Genomic DNA, 21,688 nt, shown 5'->3' on the forward strand with positions numbered 1-21,688 from the left:
GCGCCGGAACGGCCGAATCCACCTCGGTGATACGACACCACCTGGCGGCCCCTGTCCCCCAGGCGTAGCGTCAGCTATTCCACCTGTCCTTTCCGAACGATGAGCGGCTCTCCCGACGGAGACGACTCAGCATCCAGCGGGGAAAGGCACCCGAGTACGTTCAACGCCGCGCCGCACGCGCCGAATTCACCAGGAACCGATTCCCGAACACCGGCGGTCCACCGAGCATTCGGCGACTCGCCGTAACCGGCGGCCCCGTACTCCGGTGTGAGCGAAAGGGACCACCGTCATGACCCTCCTCAGATCCGGCAGGGCGTCGTGAGCCCGCGCCGTCACCCACCCCGGCCGGCCCCCGGGGGCCCCGGAAACCCACGGGACGCCGTCGTCACCGGCCTGGGTTTCTGCCTCCCGGGCGGCGCCGAACCCGTCTTCACCGCGGCCCAGGTGTGGGACATCGCCTCCCGGGGCCGCTCCGTCCTCGACCGGCACGACAGCCACTACGGCGCGGTCCACCTGAGCGCCGAGCAGTTCGAGGAGCGCCTCCCCGACATCCCCGAATTCTTCTCCCGCCACTACACCAACGCCCACCGCTACGGCCTGGTCTCCCTCGCCGAGGCGTGCGCCGACGCCGAACTCGACCTGGCCACCGGCGATCTGAGCGAGGCGGCCGTACTCGTCGGCCGCGGCAGCGTGGACGCCAATGTGGACAGCTATCTCACCCTGCTCGGCATCGACCCCGACTCCGCGACCACCCTCGACGCCCTGGAGATGTTCGTCGCCGCCGAACAGGCCGTGTCCCCTTCCGACGTGGCCGTCGTCCAAGGCGCGCTGACCCGGACCGTCGGCCCCTGCTTCACCGTCTCCTGCGGCTGCTCCTCCGCCGCCGTGCAGATCGGCAACGCCCGCCGCCTCATCGCGACCGGCGAGACCGACCTCGCGGTGGTGACCGGCGTCGACGTCTTCAACGTCGACCTGATCCAGAAGGGCCAGCGGCTGCTGCGCGGCGCCCAGCACGCCTACGACGCGATGGACGCCGCCGGAATGCCCGATCTGCTGCCGTCCTTCGACTCCCTGATGCGCCCCTACGACCGGCGCGCCGACTGCATCAACCACGGTGAGGGATCCGCCACCGTGATCCTGGAGAGCAGGGAGCGCGCCGCGCGCCGCGGCGCCCACCTCTACGGCCAGGTGCTCGCCGCCGCCATGACCCGCGACGGCCTGGCCAACCCGCTCGCCGCCGACGACTCCGGCGCCCAGCTCGCCAGGGCCGTACGCCTCTGTCTGGGCGACCGCTGGCGGATCGAGCAGGTGCGTTACGTCAACGGCGCGAGCGACGGCGGCGCGGCCATCACCGCCATGGAGGCCAACACCATCAGGGAGCTCTACGGCCCCGACCCCACCGTGCTGATGTCCTCCCAGGAAGGATGCTTCGGCCACCACGGCTCACCCGCCGGCTGCCTCGGCCTCGCCCTGACCCTGATGATGATGGAGTTCGGCGAGGTGTGCCCCACCGCCAACTGTGAACAGCCCGCGGACGGACTCCCCTTCGACCCCGTCCCCGGCACCCGCACCCGTCCCCTCGACTTCGACCACGCGCTCAGCTTCAACTACCAGATCGGTGGCGTGAAGCACGCGATGCTGCTGGGCGGCCCGGACGCCACCTGAGTCCGTAACCCCCGCGGCGATCTCCACCCCACGGCCCCTCACGGCCCCCACCCCGGGCCGAGCACCACCCACGGAGACCCCGATGCGTCAGCACACTCCTGCCCCCGGCCGTTCCCCCGGCCGCATCGCCATCGTCGGCATGGGCTGCCGGCTCCCCGGTGACACCGACTCACCCGCCGCCCTGTGGCGGCTGCTGGCCGACGGACGCGACGCCGTCGGCGAACCGCCCGCCGAGCGCGCCGCGCTCTGGGCGGCCGAGGCCGCCACGACCGCCCGGCCCGCGTCCGCGCCGCCCGTCCGCGGCGGATATCTGCGCGATGTGTCCGGTTTCGACGCCGACTTCTTCGGCGTCTCCGGACGCGAGGCCGACGTCCTCGACCCCCAGCACCGGCTGCTGCTGGAAGTGGCCTGGGAGGCCCTGGAACACGCCGGAATGCCACCCGACCGGCTCGGCTCCACCGCCACCGGCGTCTTCGCCGGGCTCAGCTACAACGACTACATGAACCGGCTCGACCGGCACCCCCGCGAGCTGGAGGGCTCCGCCCTGGCCAACGGGCACTGCGTCGCCACCGGCCGGATCTCCTACCTCCTCGGCCTCCACGGCCCGTCGGTGGCGCTGGACACCGCGTGCTCGTCCTCCCTGGTCGCCGTCCACCTGGCCGTCCAGGCGCTGCGCGCGGGGGAGTGCGATCTGGCCCTGGCCGGCGGGGTCACCCTGATGTTCGAACCGCGGATCACCCGCTCGTTCGACCGGATGGGCATGCTCTCGCACACCGGCCACTGCCACGCCTTCGACGCCGCCGCCGACGGCTTCGTCCGCGGCGAGGGCTGCGGCATCGTCGTCCTCAAACGCCTCACCGACGCGCTGCGCGACGGGGACCGGATCCTGGCCGTGCTGCGCGGCTCGGCCGTCAACCAGGACGGCCACTCCGACGGGCTCGCCGCGCCCTCGGCCGCCGCCCAGCGCGCCCTGTACGAGGAGGCGCTCGGCCGCGCCGCGGTGGACCCCGCGGACGTGGGCATGGTCGAGGCCCACGGCACCGGCACCCCCGTCGGCGACCCGGTCGAATTCACCAGCCTCGCCCAGGTCTACGGCACCGGCCGCGACCGCTGCGCCCTGGCCTCGGTCAAGACCAACCTGGGCCATCTGGAGCCCGCCGCCGGTGTCACCGGGCTGATCAAGGCCGTGCTGTGCCTGGGCCGTGGACACATCCCGCCCAATCTGCACTTCACCCGGTGGAATCCCGCCATCGCCGCCGAGGGGACCCGCTTCTTCATCCCGCGCGAGCTCACCCGTTGGCCGGTGCGGACCGGCCCCCGGCTGGCCGCCGTGTCCTCCTTCGGCTTCTCCGGGACCAACGCCCATGTGGTGCTGGAACAACCGCCCGCACCCGCACTCGCGCCCCGCCCCGCAGCAGCAGCGCCCCCGCCCGCCACCCGCGCCGTTCCGCAGGTGTTCCTCGTCCCCGCCGGCTCCCCGGCCGCACTGCCCGGCGCCGCCCGCCGGATGGCGGACTGGCTGGAGGGCGACGGCGCGGACACCCCGCTGCGCGACATCGCCCACACCCTGGCGCTGCGCCGGGGCGCCGGGCGCGGGCGGCTCGGCGTCACCACCGCATCCCGCACCGAACTCATCGGCGCTCTACGGGCGTTCGCCGACGGTCAGGCCCATCCCGCGGTGGTGAGCGGGGCCGTGGGCGCCGCGGTCTCCCGCCGGCCGGTCTGGGTGTTCTCCGGACAGGGCTCCCAGTGGCCCGGCATGGGACGGCGGCTGCTGGAGACCGAACCGGTCTTCGCCGACGCGCTCGCCGAGGCCGACGCCCTCATCGCCGCCGAGTCCGGATTCTCCGTGCTCGACATCGTCCGCCGCGGTGCGCCGGTGACCGGCTGCGGCCGGGTGCAGCCCGTGCTGTTCGCCCTCCAGACCGCGCTCGCCGCCACCTGGCGCGCCCACGGCGTGGAGCCCGCCGGGGTCATCGGCCACTCCATGGGCGAGGTCGCCGCCGCCGTGGTGGCCGGGGCGCTCTCCCTCGCCGACGGGGCCAAGGTGATCTGCCGCCGCTCCGCGCTGCTCACCCGCGTCGCCGGAAACGGCGCCATGGCCACGGTCGGCCTCGGCGCGGACGAGGTGCAGGCCGAACTCGACAGCGGTGGCGCCGCCGAAGCCGTCACCGTGGCCGTCATGGCCGCACCCGGCTCCACCGTGGTGGCCGGGGACACCGCACACGTCGAACGGCTCGTCGCCGGCTGGCAGGCCCGCTCCGTCCCCGCCGCGCCGATCGCCGTGGACGTCGCCTCGCACTCACCCCAGGTGGACCCGCTCCTGGCCGATCTGCGCACCGCCCTGGCCGACCTCGAACCCCGGCGCCCGGACGTGCCCTTCTACACCACCGTCCTCGACGATCCGCACACCCCGCCCGCCTTCGACGCCGACTACTGGTGCGCCAATCTGCGCCACCCGGTCCGGTTCTCCGCGGCCGTCGCCGCCGCCGCGGCCGACCGCCACCTGGTGTACGTCGAGATCTCCCCCCACCCGGTCATCACCCACCCCGTCCTGGCCGGTCTGGCCGGTCTGGTGGAGGACCCCGTCGTCCTGCCCACACTCCGCCGCGAGGCCGACGAGCCGACCACCTTCCGGACCCATCTGGCCGCGCTGCACTGCGCGGGCGTGCCCGTCGACTGGTCCGTGCTGTACGCGGACGCCACCCTCGCCGACGTACCGACCATCACCTTCGACCGCACCCGCCACTGGGCCGACGCCCCGCTCCCCGCACCCACCGACGCCACCTCGGCCGCCGGACTGCCCGGCGCGCACCTCGAACTGCCCGGCGAACCCGTCCGCCACTCCTGGCGCGCCCGCACCGGCACCGCGGCCCTGCCCTGGCTCGGCGACCACCGGGTGCACGGCGCCCCCGTCCTGCCCGGCGCGGCCTCCTACGCCCTCGCGCTCACCGCCGCCTGCGAGGTGTTCGGCGCCGCGCCGGAGGAGGTCGAGGTCACCGATCTGCGCCTCCGCGAACTGCTGCGGCTCACCGACCACACCGACCTGTCCACCACGGTGACCCTCGCCGCCACCGACCGCGCCGAATGCGAGATCTTCGGACGCGACGAGGACGGCGCCTGGGTGCGGCAGGCCACCGCGGTGCTCCGCGCACTCGCCGTACCACCCCGCTCCCGCGCCGCCTCCGTCCGTACCCTCGCCCTGCGCCACCCCGCGGCCATCGAGGCCGAAGCGCTCTACGACAATCTGCGAGCCCGGGGCGTGGCACACGGCCCGGCGTTCCAGGGCCTCACCGAGGTGTCCGCCTCCCGCCACGGCAACAGCTTCTGGGCCCGGGTGCGGATCCCCGAGGCCGCCCGCGAGCCCGGACACGGGCTGCGTGTCCACCCCGTCCTGGTCGACCTGTGCGCGCAACTCCTCATCGCCGGACTGCTCGACGAGGGCGACCGGCGGCTGCTGCTGCCCGCGCGGATGCGATGCGTACGCGTCCTCGGCGATCCCGAGACCGCCGTGTACTGCCACGCCCGCCTGGCCGAGACCACCCCCGGAGCCACCGTCGGCCACGTCCGCCTGCTCGACGCCGACGGCCGGCCGGTCCTGGCCGTCGACGGGCTGCGGATCGTCCACCGGGCCGTGGAGCGCGCGGCCGAGGTCGACCAGTGGTTCCTCGAGGTCGGCTGGCGGCGCGCAGCCCGGCCCCCGGCCACCCGGCCCCCGGGGCGGTGGCTGGTCGTCGGGGAGGCGGACGGCACCGCCCGCCCGGTGGCCGCCGCACTGCGCGCCGCCGGAGCCACCGCCCGGGTGTGGGAGGTGCCGCTGGCCGACCAGGGGCTCGACGCGTTCCGCGATGCCCTCACCAACCGGCTCACCCGCCCCGGGGAACGGCCGCGCGCCGTGGTGTTCGTCTGCGGCCCGCACCCCGCGCAGGGCGGCCCGCACCCTGCCCAGGGCGGCGGTGCGGAGGACGGGCTGCGCCGCACCCGACGGCTGCTCGCCGCCGCCCAGGCACTCACCGCACGCTTCCCCGAACCGCCCCGCCTCTACGCCGCCACCTCAGGCGCCCGCACCGTGACCCCCGGCGACCTGGCCGACCCCGGACAGAGCGCGCTCCGCGGACTCCTGCGGGTGCTCGCCCTGGAACACCCCGAGCTGCGGGCCACCTCGGTGGACACCGACCCGGCCGCCCCGGACCGGCTCGCGGACACCCTCGCCGCCGAACTCCTCGCCGACGGCCCCGAGGACGAGATCGCGCTGCGCGACGGAGCCCGCTACACCGCAGAACTGGACCACGCCCCCCTCACCGACACCGAGCGCACCACCGCCGCCGCCCGCACCGTGCGCTGCGGCACCGACGGCTTCCGGCTGCGCGCCGGCCGCCTCGGCGACCTCGGCAGTCTGGAGCTCACCACCACCCCCCGCCGCCCGCCAGGACCCGGTGAGGTGGAACTGCGGGTGCTCGCCGCGGGCCTGAACTTCCGTGACGTCCTCACCGCCATGGGCCTGCTCCCCGGCGACGAGGACATCCGCTACCGGCTCGGCTTCGAATGCGCGGGCGAGGTGAGCGCGGTGGGGCCCGGCGTCGACCACCTCCGCGCCGGTGACCGGGTGGTGGCCGCCGATGTGCACGGGGGTGCCTTCGGCTCCTTCACCGTCGTCCCCGCCGACCGCACCGCGCCCCTCCCCGCGGGCCTCGACCCGCACACCGCCGCCGGGCTGCCGATCGCGTTCCTCACCGCCTGGTACGCGCTGCGCCACATCGGCCGGGTGAGCGCGGGGGAGCGGGTGCTGATCCACTCGGCCACCGGCGGCACCGGACTCGCCGCCATCGCGGTGGCCCGGCTGCTGGGCGCCGAGGTGCTGGCCACGGCGGGCAGCGAGGAGAAGCGGCGCTTCCTGCGGGGGATGGGCATCGCCCGGGTGATGGACTCCCGGTCGCTGGACTTCCGCGACGAGGTCATGGAGGCCACCGGAGGCGAGGGCGTCGACGTGGTGCTCAACTCCCTGTCCGGGGCCGCCATCCGGGCCGGTCTGGAATGTCTGCGCCCCTTCGGCCGCTTCGTCGAACTCGGCGTCCGCGACATCCTCTCCGACGCCCCGCTCGGACTCTCCCCGCTGCGCCACAACATCACCTTCTCCACCGTGGACCTCAGGGAGCTCCAGGTGGACCGCCCGCGCGAGTACGCGGCGATGCTGCGCGAGGTGCTCACCGCGATCGGCGAGGGCCGTCTCAAGCCACTGCGCTGCACCACCTATCCGCTGGCCGAGGTCACCGACGCGTTCCGGCACATGGCCGGCGCTCGCCACATCGGCAAGCTCGTGCTGACCATCCCGCAGGAGGGCCGGGTCGACGCGGTGCTGCCCGACGGACCGCTCACGGTGCGCGACGGCGGGACGTACATCGTCACCGGCGGCCTGCGCGGCCTCGGGCTGGCCACCGCGTGCTGGCTGGCCCGCCAGGGCGCGGGCCACCTGGTACTCAACGGACGGACCGCTCCGGTCGGCGCCGCGGCGCGGACGCTCGCCGAACTCTCCGCCGCGGGCACCAAAATCACCGTCGTCACCGGCGACATCGCCCGCCCGGACACGGCCGAGCGGCTGGTGGCCGCCGCCACCGCCGACGAGGGGGCGTCCCCGCACGGCGTCGTCCACTCCGCGATGGTCCTCGACGACGCGGCGGTGGCCAACATCCGCGAGGACCAGCTGCGCCGCGTATGGGCGCCGAAGGCCACCGGGGCGTGGCGGCTGCACCAGGCCACCGAGGGACACCGGCTGGACTGGTTCGCGGTGTACTCCTCGATGGCCTCCCTGCTCGGCAACGCCGGACAGGGCGCCTACGCGGCCGCCAACGCCTGGCTGGACGGCTTCGCCGCCTGGCGCTCGGCGCGCGGCCTGCCCACCCTCGCGGTCAACTGGGGCCCGTGGGGCGAAACCGGAGTGGCCACCGGCTTCGCCGACCGCGGCTACCGGACGATCCCCACGGACGACGGGCTCCGCGCGCTCGGCGCCCTGCTGGCCCACCGGCGGGTGCAGACCGGGGTGATCCCCGGCGAACCGGCCACCTGGATCCCCGCCACCGGCCGCCGGTCCTCCCTGTTCGCCCCGCTGCTCCCCGGCGACGACACCCCGGCGGCCACCCGGGAGAGCACCGAGAACATCCGCGCCCGGCTGGCCGCGCTCCCCGCCGGTCCGGCCCGCCGCACCGCGCTGGAGTCCTATCTGGCCGACCACATCCGAGCCGTGCTGCGGCTCAGCGGCACCACCCTCGATCCGCAGACCCCGCTCAAGTCACTGGGCTTCGACTCGCTGCTCGCCATGGAGCTGCGGGTACGGCTGGAGACGGGGCTGGGCATCAAGCTCGCGGGCAACTTCGTCTGGCGGCATCCGACCGTGGCGGCCCTGGCCGCCGGGCTCGCCCAGCAACTGGAGTCCGACCCGGCCGACCGGCCGGAGGAACGGCTGGGCGCCCCGGGCTGACGGGACCGCGCGGATGCTCACGGCGCCACCGGCGGGCGGCTACGGGCGGGCGCGCCCGGGCGCTCCGGGGGTTCCGGGGCCGGGCGGGCCCAGGCGCTCACGCCCAGCTTGCCGGTGGTGCCCAGGTCGACATGGTCGGGCACGGTCTGCGCGTCCCGGTCCCCGCCGTTCGGCGCGATCCGCAGATAGCGCCCGTCGGCGGCGGGGCGCGTCACGTCCGTCACCAGATTCCGCCACGCCAGCCGCGCCACCGCCCGCTCACCGGGCTTCAGCCGCACCGGCCCGGTGGCCGTCTCGAAGCCGTCGAGGGTGGCGATGGCCGAGGCCCCGTGGCTGACCGTGACCTCCAGCGGCTCCAGGTCCTCGTCCAGCACCTGGACGGACGGATGGCCGCTCACCGTGTAGGCGCGCGTGCCGCAGTTCACCAGCTCGATCTGCTGCACCCGCAGCCCCATCGCCGCGTTGGCCTCCGCGGCCCGCAGCAGCACCCCCGACTCGGGGCAGGCCGCGGGAGCGGTGGGGGCGGTGGTGTCCGGGGAGGCGGTGGGGCCCGCCGGGCGGGACGTGGCCTCGTCGGGCACCGCGGCCACTCCCGACGGGGACTGCGTACCGCACGCGGTGAGCAGACCGGCCGCCGCGAGCGCGCCGAGCAGCCGTCTTCGGCGGTGCCGGGCGGCGCTCCGGAAGAGGGGCGCCCGGGGTGTGGTGATCGCGTCCGTGTCCATGCGGCTCATCCTGCCCCAATACCGGGCGGGATGAGCCGCGTTGGACCGAACGCCCCGGTTACAGCGTCACGACGTCCGCCGTGGCCACCGGCCTCCCGCTGACGAACGACTGGTTGGCCGCGAGCCCGGTGACCAGCGCGAGCGCCCCGTCCTCCTCGGTGGCGCGCCGGCGGGAGGCGTCCGAGGCGTCCACGGCCGCCGCTTCGGTGGCCGCCGGATCCGCCGGGCCGTCCGCCGGATTCCCCGCGCCGTCCGCCGGATTCACCGGGCCGTAGAGCACATCGAGCATCCGCTCGTCCCCGCCGCCGTGCCCCGCGTGGTCGAACGCCGGCAGCTCCACCTCCCGCGGCGGCTCCCACAGCGGCCGCAGCACCAGCCGCGGACCGCCCGCGTTGGCCAGGGCCTGGTCGCCGTGGATGGTGCCGCGGCCGGAGGCGGTGCCCAGCAGCGGCGGCTGCCACGCGCTCTCCTCGACCTCCAGCTCCAGCCGCCCCCGGGTGCCGTTGAACATCACCCGGTAGCCCTCCCAGGGGGAGTAGGCGGTCAGGTGGTACGTCATGGTGGCGCCGGTGTCGTAGCGGACCAGCAGCGCCATGTCGTCCTCGATGGTGATGCCGTCACCGAACACATTGCGGTCGCGGTGGTAGCCGTCCTCGCCCTCGGCGTCCAGGTACAGCGAGCGCATCGCGTCGTTCTCCGCGAGCTCCAGCGCGAACGGGTCGTCCCGCGCGGCGGCGGCCCCGTGCGCCCGCTCGTACTCGCGCCGGTAGCCGCTGCGCTCGCCCGCCGCACGGCCGTAGAAGCCGAGCCGGCCGTAGCCGAACACCTCCTCCGGCCGCGCCCCCAGCCACCAGTTGACCAGGTCGAAGTGGTGGCTGGACTTGTGCACCATCAGCCCGCCGCTGTGCTCCTTCTCGCGGTGCCAGCGGCGGAAGTAGTCGGCGCCGTGCCGGGTGTCCAGCAGCCACTCGAAGTGCACCGACAGCACCTCGCCGATGGCGCCGCCGGACAGCTGCCGGTGGACCTCCTCGTGCACCGGGTTGAAGCGGTAGTTGAAGGCGACCGCCAGATGGTTGCCGGTCTCCCGGACCGTCTCCAGGATGCGGCGGCACTTGGCCGCGTCGGTGGTCATCGGCTTCTCGGTGACCACCCGGCACCCGGCCCGCAGCGCGGGCACGATGTATGCGTCGTGCAGCGCGTCCACGCAGGTCACCACCACCTCCTGGATATCGTCCGCGCGCAGCCGCCGCTCGAACTCCGCCGGGCTCCAGGCGGCCGCCTCCGGCTCGCCCGCCTCCTTCAGCAGCCGCTGGTGGTGGGCGATGCGCACGGGGTTCGGATCGCACAGCGCGGCGACCCTCAGCCGTGGGCGGCGGGCCAGTGCCTCGGTGAACATCTGGGCCCGGGAGCCGGTGCCCACCACCACGGCCCGGGACGGGGTGCTGCCGACGGTCATGCGTCCTCCAGCGGAAGCAAACGATTCAATCCGAAGTCGATCAACGCCTGCGCAGGATAGGACGATCGGCGGCCCGCCACCATGGGGAGTGCCGACGGCGTCGGGGCGGCGCGCGCGGGGGTGCATCCGCGGCCCCTGTGCGAGGATGAAATGTAAGGATATGAGCGACCTCCAGGGCCCGGCGCGGCGGACGTGCCCGACCGCCGTCGGCGGCCCTCGCTGGTCCCGGAAGGGCGACGGGCCATGACTGATATCCACGAGTCGCTGCGCGAGGTGATGGAGTGCGAGGGCGCGCTCGCGGCCTCGCTCGTCGACTATCTGAGCCGGATCACCCTGGGCGCCGTCCAGACCGCGCAGGGACCGGACCTGGAGAAGGTTGCCTACGGGGACACCGACGTGCTGCGGGCCAAGATGTCCACTCTGGAGTTGCTCGGCTACAGTCCGGAGTGCCTCGAGGACATCGTCGTCACGCTGGACACCGAATACCACGTGATCCGGCCGCTCAGCCAGCGCGCCAGCCAGGGTGTCTTCCTCTATCTGGTGGCCGACCGGGCGCGGACGGATCTGGCCGCCGTCAGGGAGACGATGCGCGAGGTGGCACTCCGGGTCGATGTGTGACGGTGACCGTGTCCCCTTGACACGGTGACCGTGTTCCCTGGCCCGACGGGCCCGGTGACGCCCGGCGACAGGCATACGGTGAGCGCTGCGTGGGCGAGACGCCACATACCGTGCCGGAGTGTTTCACGCTTCGGGACGGCCGGCTGTTGTGCGCCACGGGGCTTCCCGACCGGAGGGGAATAAATGGTAGGAAGGGTGCGTGGTCGGAGTTTTCGGTCGATCAAGGCTTGCCCCGCACACCCCCTCCCGGACGCGTCTCCGCTCGCTCCCGCGCTTGCGCGGTTTGACCGTGCGCAGCATCGCCGGGCAGGTTTTCGCTGTCCAAGTGCTGCTCGTGTGCCTGCTCATCGCGGCGGCCACGACGGCGCTCATCCTCCAGGCCCGTGTCGACAGCGAGCAGGAGGCCATCAACCGCGCCACCGCCGTCGCCCAGACCTTCGCCACCTCCCCGGGCACCGCGTCCGCGATGCGCACCGACCATCCGACCACCCTGCTCCAGCCGCGGGCCGAAGAGACCCGCCGGCGGGCGCGTCTGGACTTCGTGGTCGTGGCGAACACCCATGGCATCCGCTACACCCACCCCAAGCCGCAGTACATCGGCAAGACGCTCGTCGCCGACTGGCGGCCCGTGGTGAAGGGCAAGATCGTCACCGAGTCCGTGCAGGGGCCCCTCGGCCGGGAGGTCCAGGCCACCGTCCCGATCCCGAAGGGCGACGGCACCGTGGCCGGTGTGGTGTGCGCCGGGATGACCGCCGCCGATGTGAGCGGCCGGGTCGAGCGCCAGCTGCCGCTGGTCTTCGGCTCCGCCGCCGGTGCGCTCGCGCTCGCCACCGGCGGGACCGCGCTGGTCGGCGGACGGCTGCGGCGGCAGACGCGAGGGCTCGGCCCCGCCCAGATGACCCGCATGTACGAGCACCACGACGCCGTTCTGCACTCCGTGAAGGAAGGCGTGCTCATCGTCGACGGCCATGGCCGCCTGGTCCTCGCCAACGACGAGGCCGGCCGGCTGCTCGACCTGCCCCCGGACGCCGAGGGCCGCCCCGTCACCGAGCTCGGCATCGAGCCGCGCACCGCCGAACTGCTCGCCTCGGGCCGGGTCGCCACCGACGAGGTACATCTGGCCGGGGAGCGGCTGCTGGCCGTCAACCAGCGCCCCACCCGATGGGACGGCGGGATGTCCGGAAGCGTCGCCACGCTCCGCGACTCGACCGAACTGCGCGCGCTGTCCGGCAAGGCCGAAGTGGCGGAGCGGCGGCTGAGGCTGCTCTACGAGGCCGGCGCGAAGGTCGGCACCACCCTCGATGTGGTACGGACCGCCGAGGAGCTGACCCGCTTCGCCGTCCCGTGGTTCGCCGACTTCGCCACCGTCGACCTCGTGGACCCCGTGCTGCGTGGCGACGAGCCCGTGGGCAGCGCCATGCGCCGCACCGCCACCTGTGGCATCCGGTCCGACCATCCGCTGTGGCGGGTCGGCAAGATGATCACCTACAGCGGCACCGTGCCCCAGGCACTGGGCTTCGGCGCCGGTCGGCCGGTGCTCGAGGCGGATCTGCGGACCTACCAGGGATGGCAGGAGCAGGACCACGAACAGGCGAACAAGATCGTCAAGTACGGCATCCACTCGATGATCACCATCCCGCTGCGGGCGCGGGATGTCACCCTGGGCATCGCCACCTTCTGGCGCTCGGAGAAGTCCGAGCCGTTCGACGAGGACGATGTGGCGCTCACCGAGGAGCTGGTCGCCCGCGCCGCGGTCGCCATCGACAACGCCCGCCGCTACACCCGCGAACACGCGATGGCGGCCACCTTGCAACGCAGCCTGCTGCCCCAGGGCCTGCCCGAACAGGACGCCATGGAGGTGGCCCACCGCTATCAGCCCGCCCGGGCCAGGGCCGGTGGCGACTGGTTCGACGTCATCCCGCTGCCCGGCGCCCGGGTCGCCCTCGTCGTCGGCGATGTCGTCGGCCACGGGCTGCACGCCGCCGCCACCATGGGCCGGCTGCGCACCGCCGTGCACAACTTCTCCGCGCTCGACCTGCCGCCCGATGAACTCCTGGCCCATCTCGACGAGCTGGTCAGCCGGTTCGACCAGGACCAGGCCGCCGCGGGCACCGACGCCCCGGGGATCAGCGGCGCCAGCTGTCTGTACGCCGTCTACGACCCGGTCTCCGGCCGCTGCACGATGGCGGGCGCGGGCCACCCGGGCCCGGCGGTGGTCCTCCCCGACTCCACCGTGACCTTCCCCGACGTCCCCCTCGGCCCGCCGCTGGGCCTGGGTGGCGAGCCCATCGAGACCGTCGAGCTGGAGCTGCCCGAGGGCAGCCGGCTGGCCCTCTTCACCGACGGGCTGATCCGGGACCGCGGCCGGGACTTCGACGAAGGGCTGGGCGTCCTGCGCACCACCCTCGCCGGGCTGCCCGGGCGCACCCCGGAGGAGACCTGCCAGGCCGTCTTCGACACCATGGCGTCCTCCCGCCCCGGCGACGACATCGCCCTCCTCGTGGCCCGCACCCATCTGCTGGACCCCGGGCACATCGCCGAGTGGGAGCTGCCCTCCGACCCCGCCGCAGTGGCCCGCATCCGCAACGAAGCCGCCGAGCAACTGAGCGCATGGGGGCTGGAGGAGCTCGGCTTCACCACCGAACTCATCCTCAGCGAGCTGATGACCAACGCCATCCGCTACGGATCCAGCCCCAGCCGCGTCCGGTTGCTGCGCGCCCGCACCCTCATCTGCGAGGTGGCGGACGGCTCCAGCACCTCCCCGCATCTGCGCCGCGCCGCCACCACCGACGAGGGCGGCCGAGGGCTCTTCCTCGTGGCCCAGTACGCCCAGCGCTGGGGGACCCGCTACACCCCCAACGGTAAGATCATCTGGGCCGAGCAGCCCCTGACCGACCCGGTGTCACCGCTGGGCGACCGCACGGGCGACGACCTCCTCGACCAGTGGGCCGACCTCCCCGACTGACCCCGGCTGACCCCGATTGGCGTCGAAGCCCCGTCAGACGACACCCTCATGGCGTAAAGCGCCGCTCACCACGGGCCGTTGGGTCCGGCGGCGCGATGGGCTATGGAGGAATGCGGCATGCGCAAGAGGCTGCGGGAGCGGCTGCGGTACTGGTTCGACGGGACGATGGACCGTGGCACCCCGGCGCTGATCGGCTGGCTGGGGCTGGCCTCATTGGCGTTGATCACCCTGGTCTCCGGGGCGGCGGTCGCCCTCGCCCACAAGGACACCAAGGAGAACGGCGGCTGGCTGGGCATCGTCTGGATGAGCCTGCTGCGCACCCTCGACCCGGGCACGATGGGCGGGGACAGCGGCCGGCCGCTGTTCCTCATCCTCATGCTCACGGTGACCATCGGCGGCATCTTCATCGTCAGCGCGCTGATCGGTGTGATGACCACCGGCCTGGAGGCCCGGATCCAGCAACTGCGCAAGGGCACCTCCCGGCTGATCGAGCACCACCACACCATCGTGCTGGGCTGGTCGGAGCAGGTCTTCACGGTGATAGCCGAGCTGGTGGAGGCCAATCAGAGCGAGCGGCGCTCCTGTGTGGTGATCCTCGCCGACCGGGACAAGGTCGACATGGAGGATGAGATCCGGCGCCGCATCCCGGACACCGGGAAGACCCGGGTGATCTGCCGCTCCGGCAATCCGCTCCAGCGTGGCGACCTGGAGCTGGTGAGCCCGGACAGCGCCAAGGCCATCATGGTGCTCTCGCCCACCGGGGACGACAGCGACATCGACGTCATCAAGTCGCTGTTGCTGCTGAACAGCCGCACCTGGACCGGGACCCGGCCCAATGTGGTGGCCGCCGTGCAGAGTTCGGCGAACCTGGCGGCCGCCCGGCTGGCCGCGGGGGACACCGCGCTGGTGATCGACGCCGATGACATCGCGGTCGGGCTGATCGTGCAGTCCCACCGCCAGTCCGGTCTCTCCACCGTCTTCAACGAACTGCTCAGCTTCATCGGCAATGAGATCTACCCCTGGGACGAGCCCGCACTGGCCGGCGCCACCTACGGGGAGTCGCTGAACGCCTTCGAGCTCGGCGTGCCCATCGGCGTGCACCGCGCGGACGGCGAGGTGCTGGTCAACCCGCCCATGGACACCGTCATCGGGCGCGGGGACCGGCTGCTGATGGTCGCGGAGGACGATCTGCTCATCAAGGTCGCGGCCACCCGGCCCCGCATCCTGCGCTCGGCGATGGCCATGGCCGAGTTCCGGCCGCCGGTGCCGGACCGTACGCTGCTGATCGGCTGGAACTCCCGCGCGGAGAAGATCATCGCGCAGCTCGACCTCCTGGTGAAACCCGGGTCGGTGGTGGACATCGCCGCCACGCGCCCGCCCGGTGAGGAGGCGAACCGGGAGCTGAAGAACCTCACCGTCGGCTTCAAGTACTGCGAACCCACCCGCCGTCCGTCGCTGGAGGCGCTCGGGCTGGACGGCTACCGCCACATCGTGGTGCTGACGGACGACGGGATCGACCCCGGACGCGCCGACGACCGCACCCTGGTCACCCTGCTCCACCTGCGCGACATCGAGATCCAGCTGGGCGATCCGTACTCCATCGTCACCGAGATGCACGACGACGCCAACCGCGAGGTCGCACAGGTCACCAAGGCCGACGACTTCATCGTCTCCACCAAGGTGATCAGCCTGCTGCTGACCCAGCTCACCGAGAACCGCCACCTGTACGCGGTCTTCGCCGACCTCTTCGACCCGCAGGGGTCCGAGATCTACCTCAAACCCGCGCCCAGCTATCTGATACCGGGCGCGGAGGCCAACTTCGCCACCGTCATCGAGGCCGCCCGCCAGCGCGGTGAGACGGCCATCGGCTACCGGCTGGCCCGGCACAGCGACCGGCCACCGCTCTACGGAGTCCACCTCAACCCGTCCAAGACCGCGCCGCTGACCCTGGAGGAGGGCGATACGGTCGTGGTCCTGGCCGAGGACTAGGGTCCTTCTGACGGATCTCCGTGGAAGAAGGACCCTGACGCGGGCTAACGCGGGCGCGGGGCGTCAGCCCAGCGCGCGATGGGCGCCCGGGGTGTGGCCGAAGGCCCGGCGGAAGACATCGATGAAGGCGCTGCTGGACGCCCACCCGCAGCGATGGGCCACGGCCGTGACCGGGACGCCATCGGCCAGCAGCCGCAGGGCGTGGTGCAGCCGCAGCTGGGTGCGCCACTGCGGGAAGGTCATCCCCAGCTCCGCCCCGCACAGCCGGGTCAGGGTGCGCTCGCCGACCCCGACCGCGGCGCCCAGCTGCCGCAGGGTCCGGTTGTCCGCCGGGTCGTCGTGGAGGAGGGCGCACACCGCGGCCAGCCGCGGGTCCTTGGCGGCGGGCACGTGCACCGGCTGCTCGGCGCAGTGACGGAGCTGATCCAGCAGTACGGCGCGCAGCCGGCGGCGTTCGGCGCCGAGGTCCGCCGGCCGCGCGGTGTACTCGATGATCAGCTCGCGCAGCAGCGGGCCGACGCCGAGGACCGCGGGCCGCTCCAGCCGCAGCGGGTTGTCCGCCAGCGCAAGACCCACCAGATGGAGGTCGGCGGCGCCGTACGCGCGGTGCTCATGGACGGTCCCGGCCGGTATCCAGAGCGCCCGGTTGGCGGGCGCGATCCAGCTGCCCGCGTCGGTGGTGACGGCCAGCATCCCGCGCCCGGCGTAGACGATCTGGTGCTCGTCATGCCGGTGGGCGTCGATGCCGCCACCGGCGGGAAGCGGACGCCGGCCCGTCGTCGCGCGGGGATCGTGGCGGATTCTCTCCATCGCGACCTCATGGTATCGGCCATCGGAGCCGGTGGCCGGGGCGCGGATGCCGCGACGGCCGTCAGTGGACGGCGAGTGCGCCGTCCACAGGGGCGCCGTCCACGTTCATGATGGTGCCGGTGGTCCAGCCCGCCCGGGGGGAGGCGAGGAAGGCCGCGGCGGCGGCCACCTCGTGGGGTTCGCCGGCCCGGCCCAGCGGATGGGCCTGCGGGGCGTGACCGGCTCCGTACCGCTCTCCGGTGCTCATGGGGACGAGGCGGTCCCGTTCACACGCCGGGGCGGGTACGGCGCCGGGGGCGATTCCGCCCACCCGGACCCCGGAGGGGCCCAGTTCATTGGCGAGCGCCCGGGTCATCGCGTTGATGGCGCCGCGAGTGGCGGAGTAGGCCGCGGACGGGCGGCCGGCGGACGCCGTGTGGGCCCAGTAGCTGCTGATGTTGATGATGCTGCCGCGCCCCTCGATGAGCGCGGGCAGCAGCGCCTGGGCGAGCAGGAAGGGCACCCGGACATTGTGGTGCAGCATGGCGTCGAAGGAGTCGGCCGAGGTCTGGGCGAGGGGGCTGAAGTGTGCCGTGCCCGCGTTGTTCACCAGGGTGTCCACCCGCCCGGTGAGCGCGAGCACCTGACGCGCGGCGGCGGTCGCGGCGCCGGGGTCGGCCAGATCCACGCAGAGGCCGCGTACGGTGGTGCCGTGTCCGGCCAGGGTGTGGCGGGCCCGCTCCAGCTTGTCCCGGTCATGGGCGAGCAGCACCAAGTCGGCGCCCGCCACCGCGAAGGCGTCCGCGATGGCGTAGCCGAGGCCGCCGCTGGCTCCTGTGATCACCGCGGTGGTGCCGGCGAGGTGGCTCATGCACGGGCTCCCTTCGAAGTGTCGGTCCTGTCGCGGCGGCCTCCCTGAGCGGACAGATCTTGTCCGATTGGATCTTCAGCGTATGTATCCGGATAGATTCTGTCCATTTGATCGTGCGTCGGGTCCCCGTACGGCCGGCTCCGATGACACGTCCGTACCGCACACTGGGGTGTCATGGAGCTGCAGATCACCGCCACCTCGCCCGAACATCCGGCGTCCCTGCTCGATCTGCCGTGGAACATCCCGCTGGCGGAGTGGCCGGAGGAGCACCTGGTCGCGCTGGACCGGGGCATCTCCCGCCATGTCGTCCGCTTCGCGCGGGCGGGCGGCGAGATCGTGGCGGTCAAGGAGGTCGGCGAGTGGGCGGCGGTGCGGGAGTACGGGCTGCTGCGCGACCTGGACCGGCTCGCGGTCCCCGCGGTGGACGCGCTCGCGGTGGTGACCGGGCGCACCGACGAGCACGGCGAACCGCTGGAACCGGCGCTGATCACCCGCCACCTGGCGGGGTCGCAGCCGTACCGGTCGATGTTCCAGACGACCATGCGGCCCAGCACCATGAGACGGCTGCTCGACGCGCTCGCCGTGCTGCTGGTGCGGTTGCACTTGGCCGGGTTCGCCTGGGGCGACTGCTCGCTGTCCAACACCCTCTTCCGGCGCGACGCGGGCGCCTACGCCGCCTATCTGGTGGACGCCGAGACCGGGCAGATCCAGCCGAGGCTCACCAGCGGCCAGCGGGAGTACGACGTCGAGGTGGCCCGGGTGAACATCGCGGGCGAGCTGATGGACCTGGAGGCGAGCGGTTCGCTGCACCCCTCGGTCGACCCGGTGCTCTTCGGCCAGGCCATCGTCGAGCGCTACTGCGACCTGTGGCGTGAGCTGACCCGTCAGTCGGTCTATCCGCTCGCCCAGCGCCACGCCATCGACCAGCGCGTCCGGCGCCTGAACGACCTCGGGTTCGACGTGGCGGAGATGCAGATCGAGCGCTCGCCCGACGGCGACACCGTCACCTTCGTCCCCAAGGTCGTGGACGCGGGCCACCACCAGCGGCAGTTGCTGCGGCTGACCGGGCTCGACGCCGAGGAGAACCAGGCCCGCAGCCTCCTGAACGACCTGGAGACCTGGATGGCCACCCAGGACGACTACGCGCCCGGCGATCCGCTCGGTGCCCGCCCCGAGGTGCTCGCCCACCGGTGGGTGCGCGATGTCTTCCGGCCCACCGTGCGGACCGTGCCGAAAGAGCTGCGCGGTGCCACCGACACCGCGCAGCTCTATCACGAACTGCTCGAACACCGCTGGCTGTTGTCCGAGCGGGCGGGCCGGGACGTGGGCCTGGACGCCACCGTCGAGGACTACATACGGACCGTCCTGAACGACCCGTCCAGCGGCTGAACGCCCCGCGGCGGGGGCGGGGCTCAGGATGTCGAGGTCAGCACGTCCCGGATCGACGCGATCACACGCGGCGCCTGGTCGTTGAGGTAGAAGTGGCCGCCGGGGTAGACCTGGAGGTCGAAGCCACCGGTGGTGTGCTCGCCCCAGGCGCGGGCCTCCTCGACGGTCGCCTTGGGGTCGTTGTCCCCCACGTGCGCGTGGATGGGCGTCGCCAACTGCGGGCCGGGGGTGTAGCGGTAGGTCTCGGCCGCCTTGTAGTCGCTGCGGATCGCGGGCAGCACCATCCGGAGGATCTCGTCGTCGCCGAGGAGCGAGGTGTCGGTGCCGCTGAGCGCCTTCATCTCGGCGATCAGCCCGTCGTCGTCGCGGAGGTGCACGGACTCGTCACGGTGGCAGGACGGGGCGCGCCGCCCCGAGGCGAACAGCGCCACCGGCTGCACGCCCTTCTGCTCCAGGCGCAGGGCGACCTCGAAGCTCAGCGTGGCGCCCATGCTGTGGCCGAAAAGCGCCACCGGCTTGTCCGTATAGGGCAGCAGCTCGGGCACCAGCGCGTCGGCCAGTTCGGCGATGTTGTCTATGCACTTCTCGTTGCGCCGGTCCTGGCGTCCCGGGTACTGCACGGCGAGCACATCGACCGTGGGCGAGAGCGCCTTGGAGACCGGGAAGTAGTAGGAGGCGGACCCGCCGGCGTGGGGCAGGCAGACGAGTCGCGTCGCCGCGGTCGGCGCGGGGTGGAACTGCCTGATCCACAGGCTTGTGCCGGTGGGGTGTGCGGTCACGTGATGTCCTTTCGTGCCGTCCGCTCTGCGGCGGCTGTCCGGTGGCTGTCACGCGCGTGCCTCGGGTCGCGCGCAGACCAGTAGACCACCCTGCCGGTCCCATCCGGCCTGCGGCCACCCCTATTTCGGCCGGGAGTCCCCTAGTATTTCCCTCGTGTCGGTCATGTGCGGGAGGCGGTGAGTCCGCCCCGTTCCGCCGTCCGCAGCGCCAGGGCCGCCAGCGCCTCGGGAGCCCCCGCCTGACCACGGATTCCCGGGAAGGCGTTGATGTCCACGATCAGCGGGGCGCCGCCGCCCGCGTCGATCAGATCCACACCGTAGACGTCCAGCGAGAACACCGGACCGACCCGGAGCACCGGATCCAGCCAGCCCGGTGGCAGCGCGTCCAGGGCCAGCGGCAGGGTCGGACCGCGGCCGCCGGCCGCCAGCTCCGACCGGCGCAGCGCGGCGAACACCCGGCCCGCGACCACCCACAGCTTGTGGTCCCAGCCGTCGTTCGGGACGAAGTCCTGCACCACCACGGGCTCATCCGCCCAGTCGCCGGTCAGGGCGGATAGGTGTGCGGCGTCGTCCACGCGGGCCACCAGGTCATGGCGGCGGCTGTGGCGGCTCTTGACGACCACAGGACGAGGGGGCGGCTCCGCCGCAAGTCCGGCGAGCGAGGCCACGGTGCGGGTGGGGGCGAACGGCAGCCCGGCGCGGAGCGCCCGTTCGGCCATCGCCGTCCGGTCCTGGCACCGCGTGGTGGCGGCGGCGGAGTTCACCACCGGGGCGCCACGCCGCTCCAGGGACGCCGCGAGCGCCAGCGCCCGCGGCGTCCGGGCCTTCAGCAGATAGACATCGGCGAGCGCGCCGGTGCCGACCGGGTCCCGCGTCCCCGCCCCGTCGTGGCCACGCGGGTCGAGCGCCACCACCTCATGGCGGGGTGTCAGCAACGCCGTGGCGTCGGCGAGGAGTTGATGGCCGTGGTCGGCGGTGATCAGGCCGATCCTCATCGGCCGCCGCTCACCGTGGCGGTCATCCGGCCCGTGGCCGTGGCCGCGGGCGTCCCCGGGACCGGCTCCGGAGCGCGCACCGACGGCTCGGCTCCGGTGAGGGCGCCGACGAGCGCGGACCCGGACCGGCCACCGCCCCCGCGCGCCAACTCCAGTACCGCGCGCCCCACCCGGGCCGCCGCGTCCGGCACCTCCTTGAAGCTGGGGAAGTCGTTCACATCGACGATCACCGGCCCGTCCGGGCCCAGCAGCACATCCACCCCGTACAGATCGAGGCCGTAGGCCGCGCCGACCTCGGCGGCGATGGCCGCCACTTCGGCGGACAGCGGTACCCGCCGGCCGCGTGCGCCCCCGTCGCCACCGAGCGGTGACACCCGCTCGGTGGCGTACAACTCCCCGCCCACGCAGTACACCTTGAGATCGATGCCCGAATTCGGCACATACGGCTGGGCGATGAGCATGCCCTCCGCCGCCAGCTCGGCGCGCAGCGACCTGAGCCGGTCCGGGGTCGGCACCAGCCGCACGGCCCGCCCCGAGCTGCCGTCCGCGGGCTTGACCACCAGCGGGAACTCGGCTTCCGGTATCTCCTCCAGCGCCTCGGGCCGGGCCGCCGCGTAGGTGGGGGGCATCGGCAGCCCGCGGCTGCGCCCGATGGCGGCCGCCAGGGCCTTGTCCCGTACGCCGCGGATGGAGCGGGCGTCGTTGACGGTGGTCAGCCCGACCGCCGCCGCGGCCTCCAGCAGCGTCAGCCCGGGCCCTCCGGACACCGTCTTGAGCACCCAGGCGTCATGGCTGCCCGCCCGCACCGCGTCGGACATCCGCATCAGGGAACGACCCGGCCGGACCACGTCCACCTGGTGGCCCCAGGCGGAGAGCTGACGGATCACCTCACGCGGCATGCCGTCATGGCGATAGCGCTCCTCCACCAGAAAGCAGAGTCTCATCGGTCTTCTTCCTCGTCACCGGACAGGT

At 73.3% G+C, this 21,688-nt stretch carries 13 protein-coding genes; 6 read left to right on the forward strand and 7 right to left on the reverse strand.

Features of this window, described 5'->3' with window-relative positions:
• Positions 1–318 precede the first annotated feature (318 nt).
• Both IEJ02_RS23905 and IEJ02_RS23910 read left to right on the forward strand, forming a co-directional pair.
• Complete coding sequence (locus tag IEJ02_RS23905; RefSeq protein WP_191066736.1) at positions 319–1,665, forward strand: beta-ketoacyl synthase N-terminal-like domain-containing protein; 1,347 nt, start codon at positions 319–321, stop codon at positions 1,663–1,665.
• An 82-nt stretch (positions 1,666–1,747) separates the two neighbouring features.
• On the forward strand, positions 1,748–8,140 hold the full coding sequence (locus tag IEJ02_RS23910; protein WP_191066737.1) for a type I polyketide synthase: 6,393 nt from the start codon (positions 1,748–1,750) through the stop codon (positions 8,138–8,140).
• 17 nt (positions 8,141–8,157) lie between these two features.
• On the opposite strand, the gene IEJ02_RS23915 is transcribed toward IEJ02_RS23910, so the two are convergent.
• The gene (locus IEJ02_RS23915; protein ID WP_191066738.1) at positions 8,158–8,865 is read right to left on the reverse strand and encodes a DUF4232 domain-containing protein; all 708 of its coding nucleotides are present in this window, start codon (positions 8,863–8,865) and stop codon (positions 8,158–8,160) included.
• A gap of 58 nt (positions 8,866–8,923) precedes the next feature.
• Positions 8,924–10,321 carry a Gfo/Idh/MocA family protein gene (locus IEJ02_RS23920; protein ID WP_191066739.1) on the reverse strand — a complete coding sequence of 466 codons (1,398 nt, stop codon included), beginning with the start codon at positions 10,319–10,321 and terminating at the stop codon, positions 8,924–8,926.
• Positions 10,322–10,564: 243 nt separating this feature from the next.
• Between IEJ02_RS23920 and IEJ02_RS23925 the strand changes: the two genes are divergently transcribed.
• The 3 genes from IEJ02_RS23925 to IEJ02_RS23935 all read left to right on the forward strand — a co-directional run bounded on the left by IEJ02_RS23925 (position 10,565) and on the right by IEJ02_RS23935 (position 15,893).
• Positions 10,565–10,939, forward strand: coding sequence for a hypothetical protein (locus IEJ02_RS23925; RefSeq protein ID WP_191066740.1), 375 nt, complete (start codon positions 10,565–10,567; stop codon positions 10,937–10,939).
• A gap of 325 nt (positions 10,940–11,264) precedes the next feature.
• The gene (locus IEJ02_RS23930; RefSeq protein ID WP_370467117.1) at positions 11,265–13,904 is read left to right on the forward strand and encodes a SpoIIE family protein phosphatase; all 2,640 of its coding nucleotides are present in this window, start codon (positions 11,265–11,267) and stop codon (positions 13,902–13,904) included.
• Positions 13,905–14,021: 117 nt separating this feature from the next.
• Positions 14,022–15,893 (forward strand): CASTOR/POLLUX-related putative ion channel, encoded by a 1,872-nt coding sequence (locus tag IEJ02_RS23935; RefSeq protein ID WP_191066742.1) that lies wholly within the window; start codon positions 14,022–14,024, stop codon positions 15,891–15,893.
• 63 nt (positions 15,894–15,956) lie between these two features.
• Here the strand turns inward: IEJ02_RS23935 and IEJ02_RS23940 are convergent, their stop codons facing one another.
• Positions 15,957–16,703, reverse strand: a complete 747-nt coding sequence (locus IEJ02_RS23940; protein WP_191066743.1) for an AraC family transcriptional regulator — start codon at positions 16,701–16,703, stop codon at positions 15,957–15,959.
• A 61-nt stretch (positions 16,704–16,764) separates the two neighbouring features.
• Entirely contained in the window at positions 16,765–17,553 is a 789-nt protein-coding gene (locus IEJ02_RS23945) for an SDR family NAD(P)-dependent oxidoreductase (RefSeq protein WP_191066744.1), read from the reverse strand.
• 174 nt (positions 17,554–17,727) lie between these two features.
• Here IEJ02_RS23945 and IEJ02_RS23950 point away from each other — a divergent pair, with 174 nt between their 5' ends.
• Positions 17,728–18,942 (forward strand): DUF4032 domain-containing protein, encoded by a 1,215-nt coding sequence (locus IEJ02_RS23950; protein ID WP_191066745.1) that lies wholly within the window; start codon positions 17,728–17,730, stop codon positions 18,940–18,942.
• 23 nt (positions 18,943–18,965) lie between these two features.
• On the opposite strand, the gene IEJ02_RS23955 is transcribed toward IEJ02_RS23950, so the two are convergent.
• The 3 genes from IEJ02_RS23955 to IEJ02_RS23965 all read right to left on the reverse strand — a co-directional run bounded on the left by IEJ02_RS23955 (position 18,966) and on the right by IEJ02_RS23965 (position 21,660).
• Positions 18,966–19,721: a thioesterase II family protein gene (locus IEJ02_RS23955; protein WP_191066746.1), complete on the reverse strand. Its 756-nt coding sequence runs from the start codon at positions 19,719–19,721 to the stop codon at positions 18,966–18,968.
• 161 nt (positions 19,722–19,882) lie between these two features.
• Complete coding sequence (locus tag IEJ02_RS23960) at positions 19,883–20,716, reverse strand: ATP-grasp domain-containing protein (RefSeq protein ID WP_191066747.1); 834 nt, start codon at positions 20,714–20,716, stop codon at positions 19,883–19,885.
• Positions 20,713–21,660, reverse strand: coding sequence for an ATP-grasp domain-containing protein (locus IEJ02_RS23965; RefSeq protein WP_191066748.1), 948 nt, complete (start codon positions 21,658–21,660; stop codon positions 20,713–20,715). The genes IEJ02_RS23960 and IEJ02_RS23965 overlap by 4 nt, the downstream gene beginning before the upstream one ends.
• Positions 21,661–21,688 lie beyond the last annotated feature (28 nt).

The organism is Streptomyces sp. 5-10 (assembly GCF_014712245.1).
Taxonomy (GTDB): Bacteria; Actinomycetota; Actinomycetes; order Streptomycetales; family Streptomycetaceae; genus Streptomyces; species Streptomyces violaceusniger.

Coding starts and splice junctions, on each gene's coding strand:
- IEJ02_RS23965 (WP_191066748.1), bottom strand. CDS start 21,660: ATGAGACTCTGCTTTCTGGTGGAGGAGCGCTATCGCCATGACGGCATG.
- IEJ02_RS23925 (WP_191066740.1), top strand. CDS start 10,565: ATGACTGATATCCACGAGTCGCTGCGCGAGGTGATGGAGTGCGAGGGC.
- IEJ02_RS23910 (WP_191066737.1), top strand. CDS start 1,748: ATGCGTCAGCACACTCCTGCCCCCGGCCGTTCCCCCGGCCGCATCGCC.
- IEJ02_RS23960 (WP_191066747.1), bottom strand. CDS start 20,716: ATGAGGATCGGCCTGATCACCGCCGACCACGGCCATCAACTCCTCGCC.
- IEJ02_RS23940 (WP_191066743.1), bottom strand. CDS start 16,703: ATGGAGAGAATCCGCCACGATCCCCGCGCGACGACGGGCCGGCGTCCG.
- IEJ02_RS23950 (WP_191066745.1), top strand. CDS start 17,728: ATGGAGCTGCAGATCACCGCCACCTCGCCCGAACATCCGGCGTCCCTG.
- IEJ02_RS23920 (WP_191066739.1), bottom strand. CDS start 10,321: ATGACCGTCGGCAGCACCCCGTCCCGGGCCGTGGTGGTGGGCACCGGC.
- IEJ02_RS23935 (WP_191066742.1), top strand. CDS start 14,022: ATGCGCAAGAGGCTGCGGGAGCGGCTGCGGTACTGGTTCGACGGGACG.
- IEJ02_RS23915 (WP_191066738.1), bottom strand. CDS start 8,865: ATGGACACGGACGCGATCACCACACCCCGGGCGCCCCTCTTCCGGAGC.
- IEJ02_RS23945 (WP_191066744.1), bottom strand. CDS start 17,553: ATGAGCCACCTCGCCGGCACCACCGCGGTGATCACAGGAGCCAGCGGC.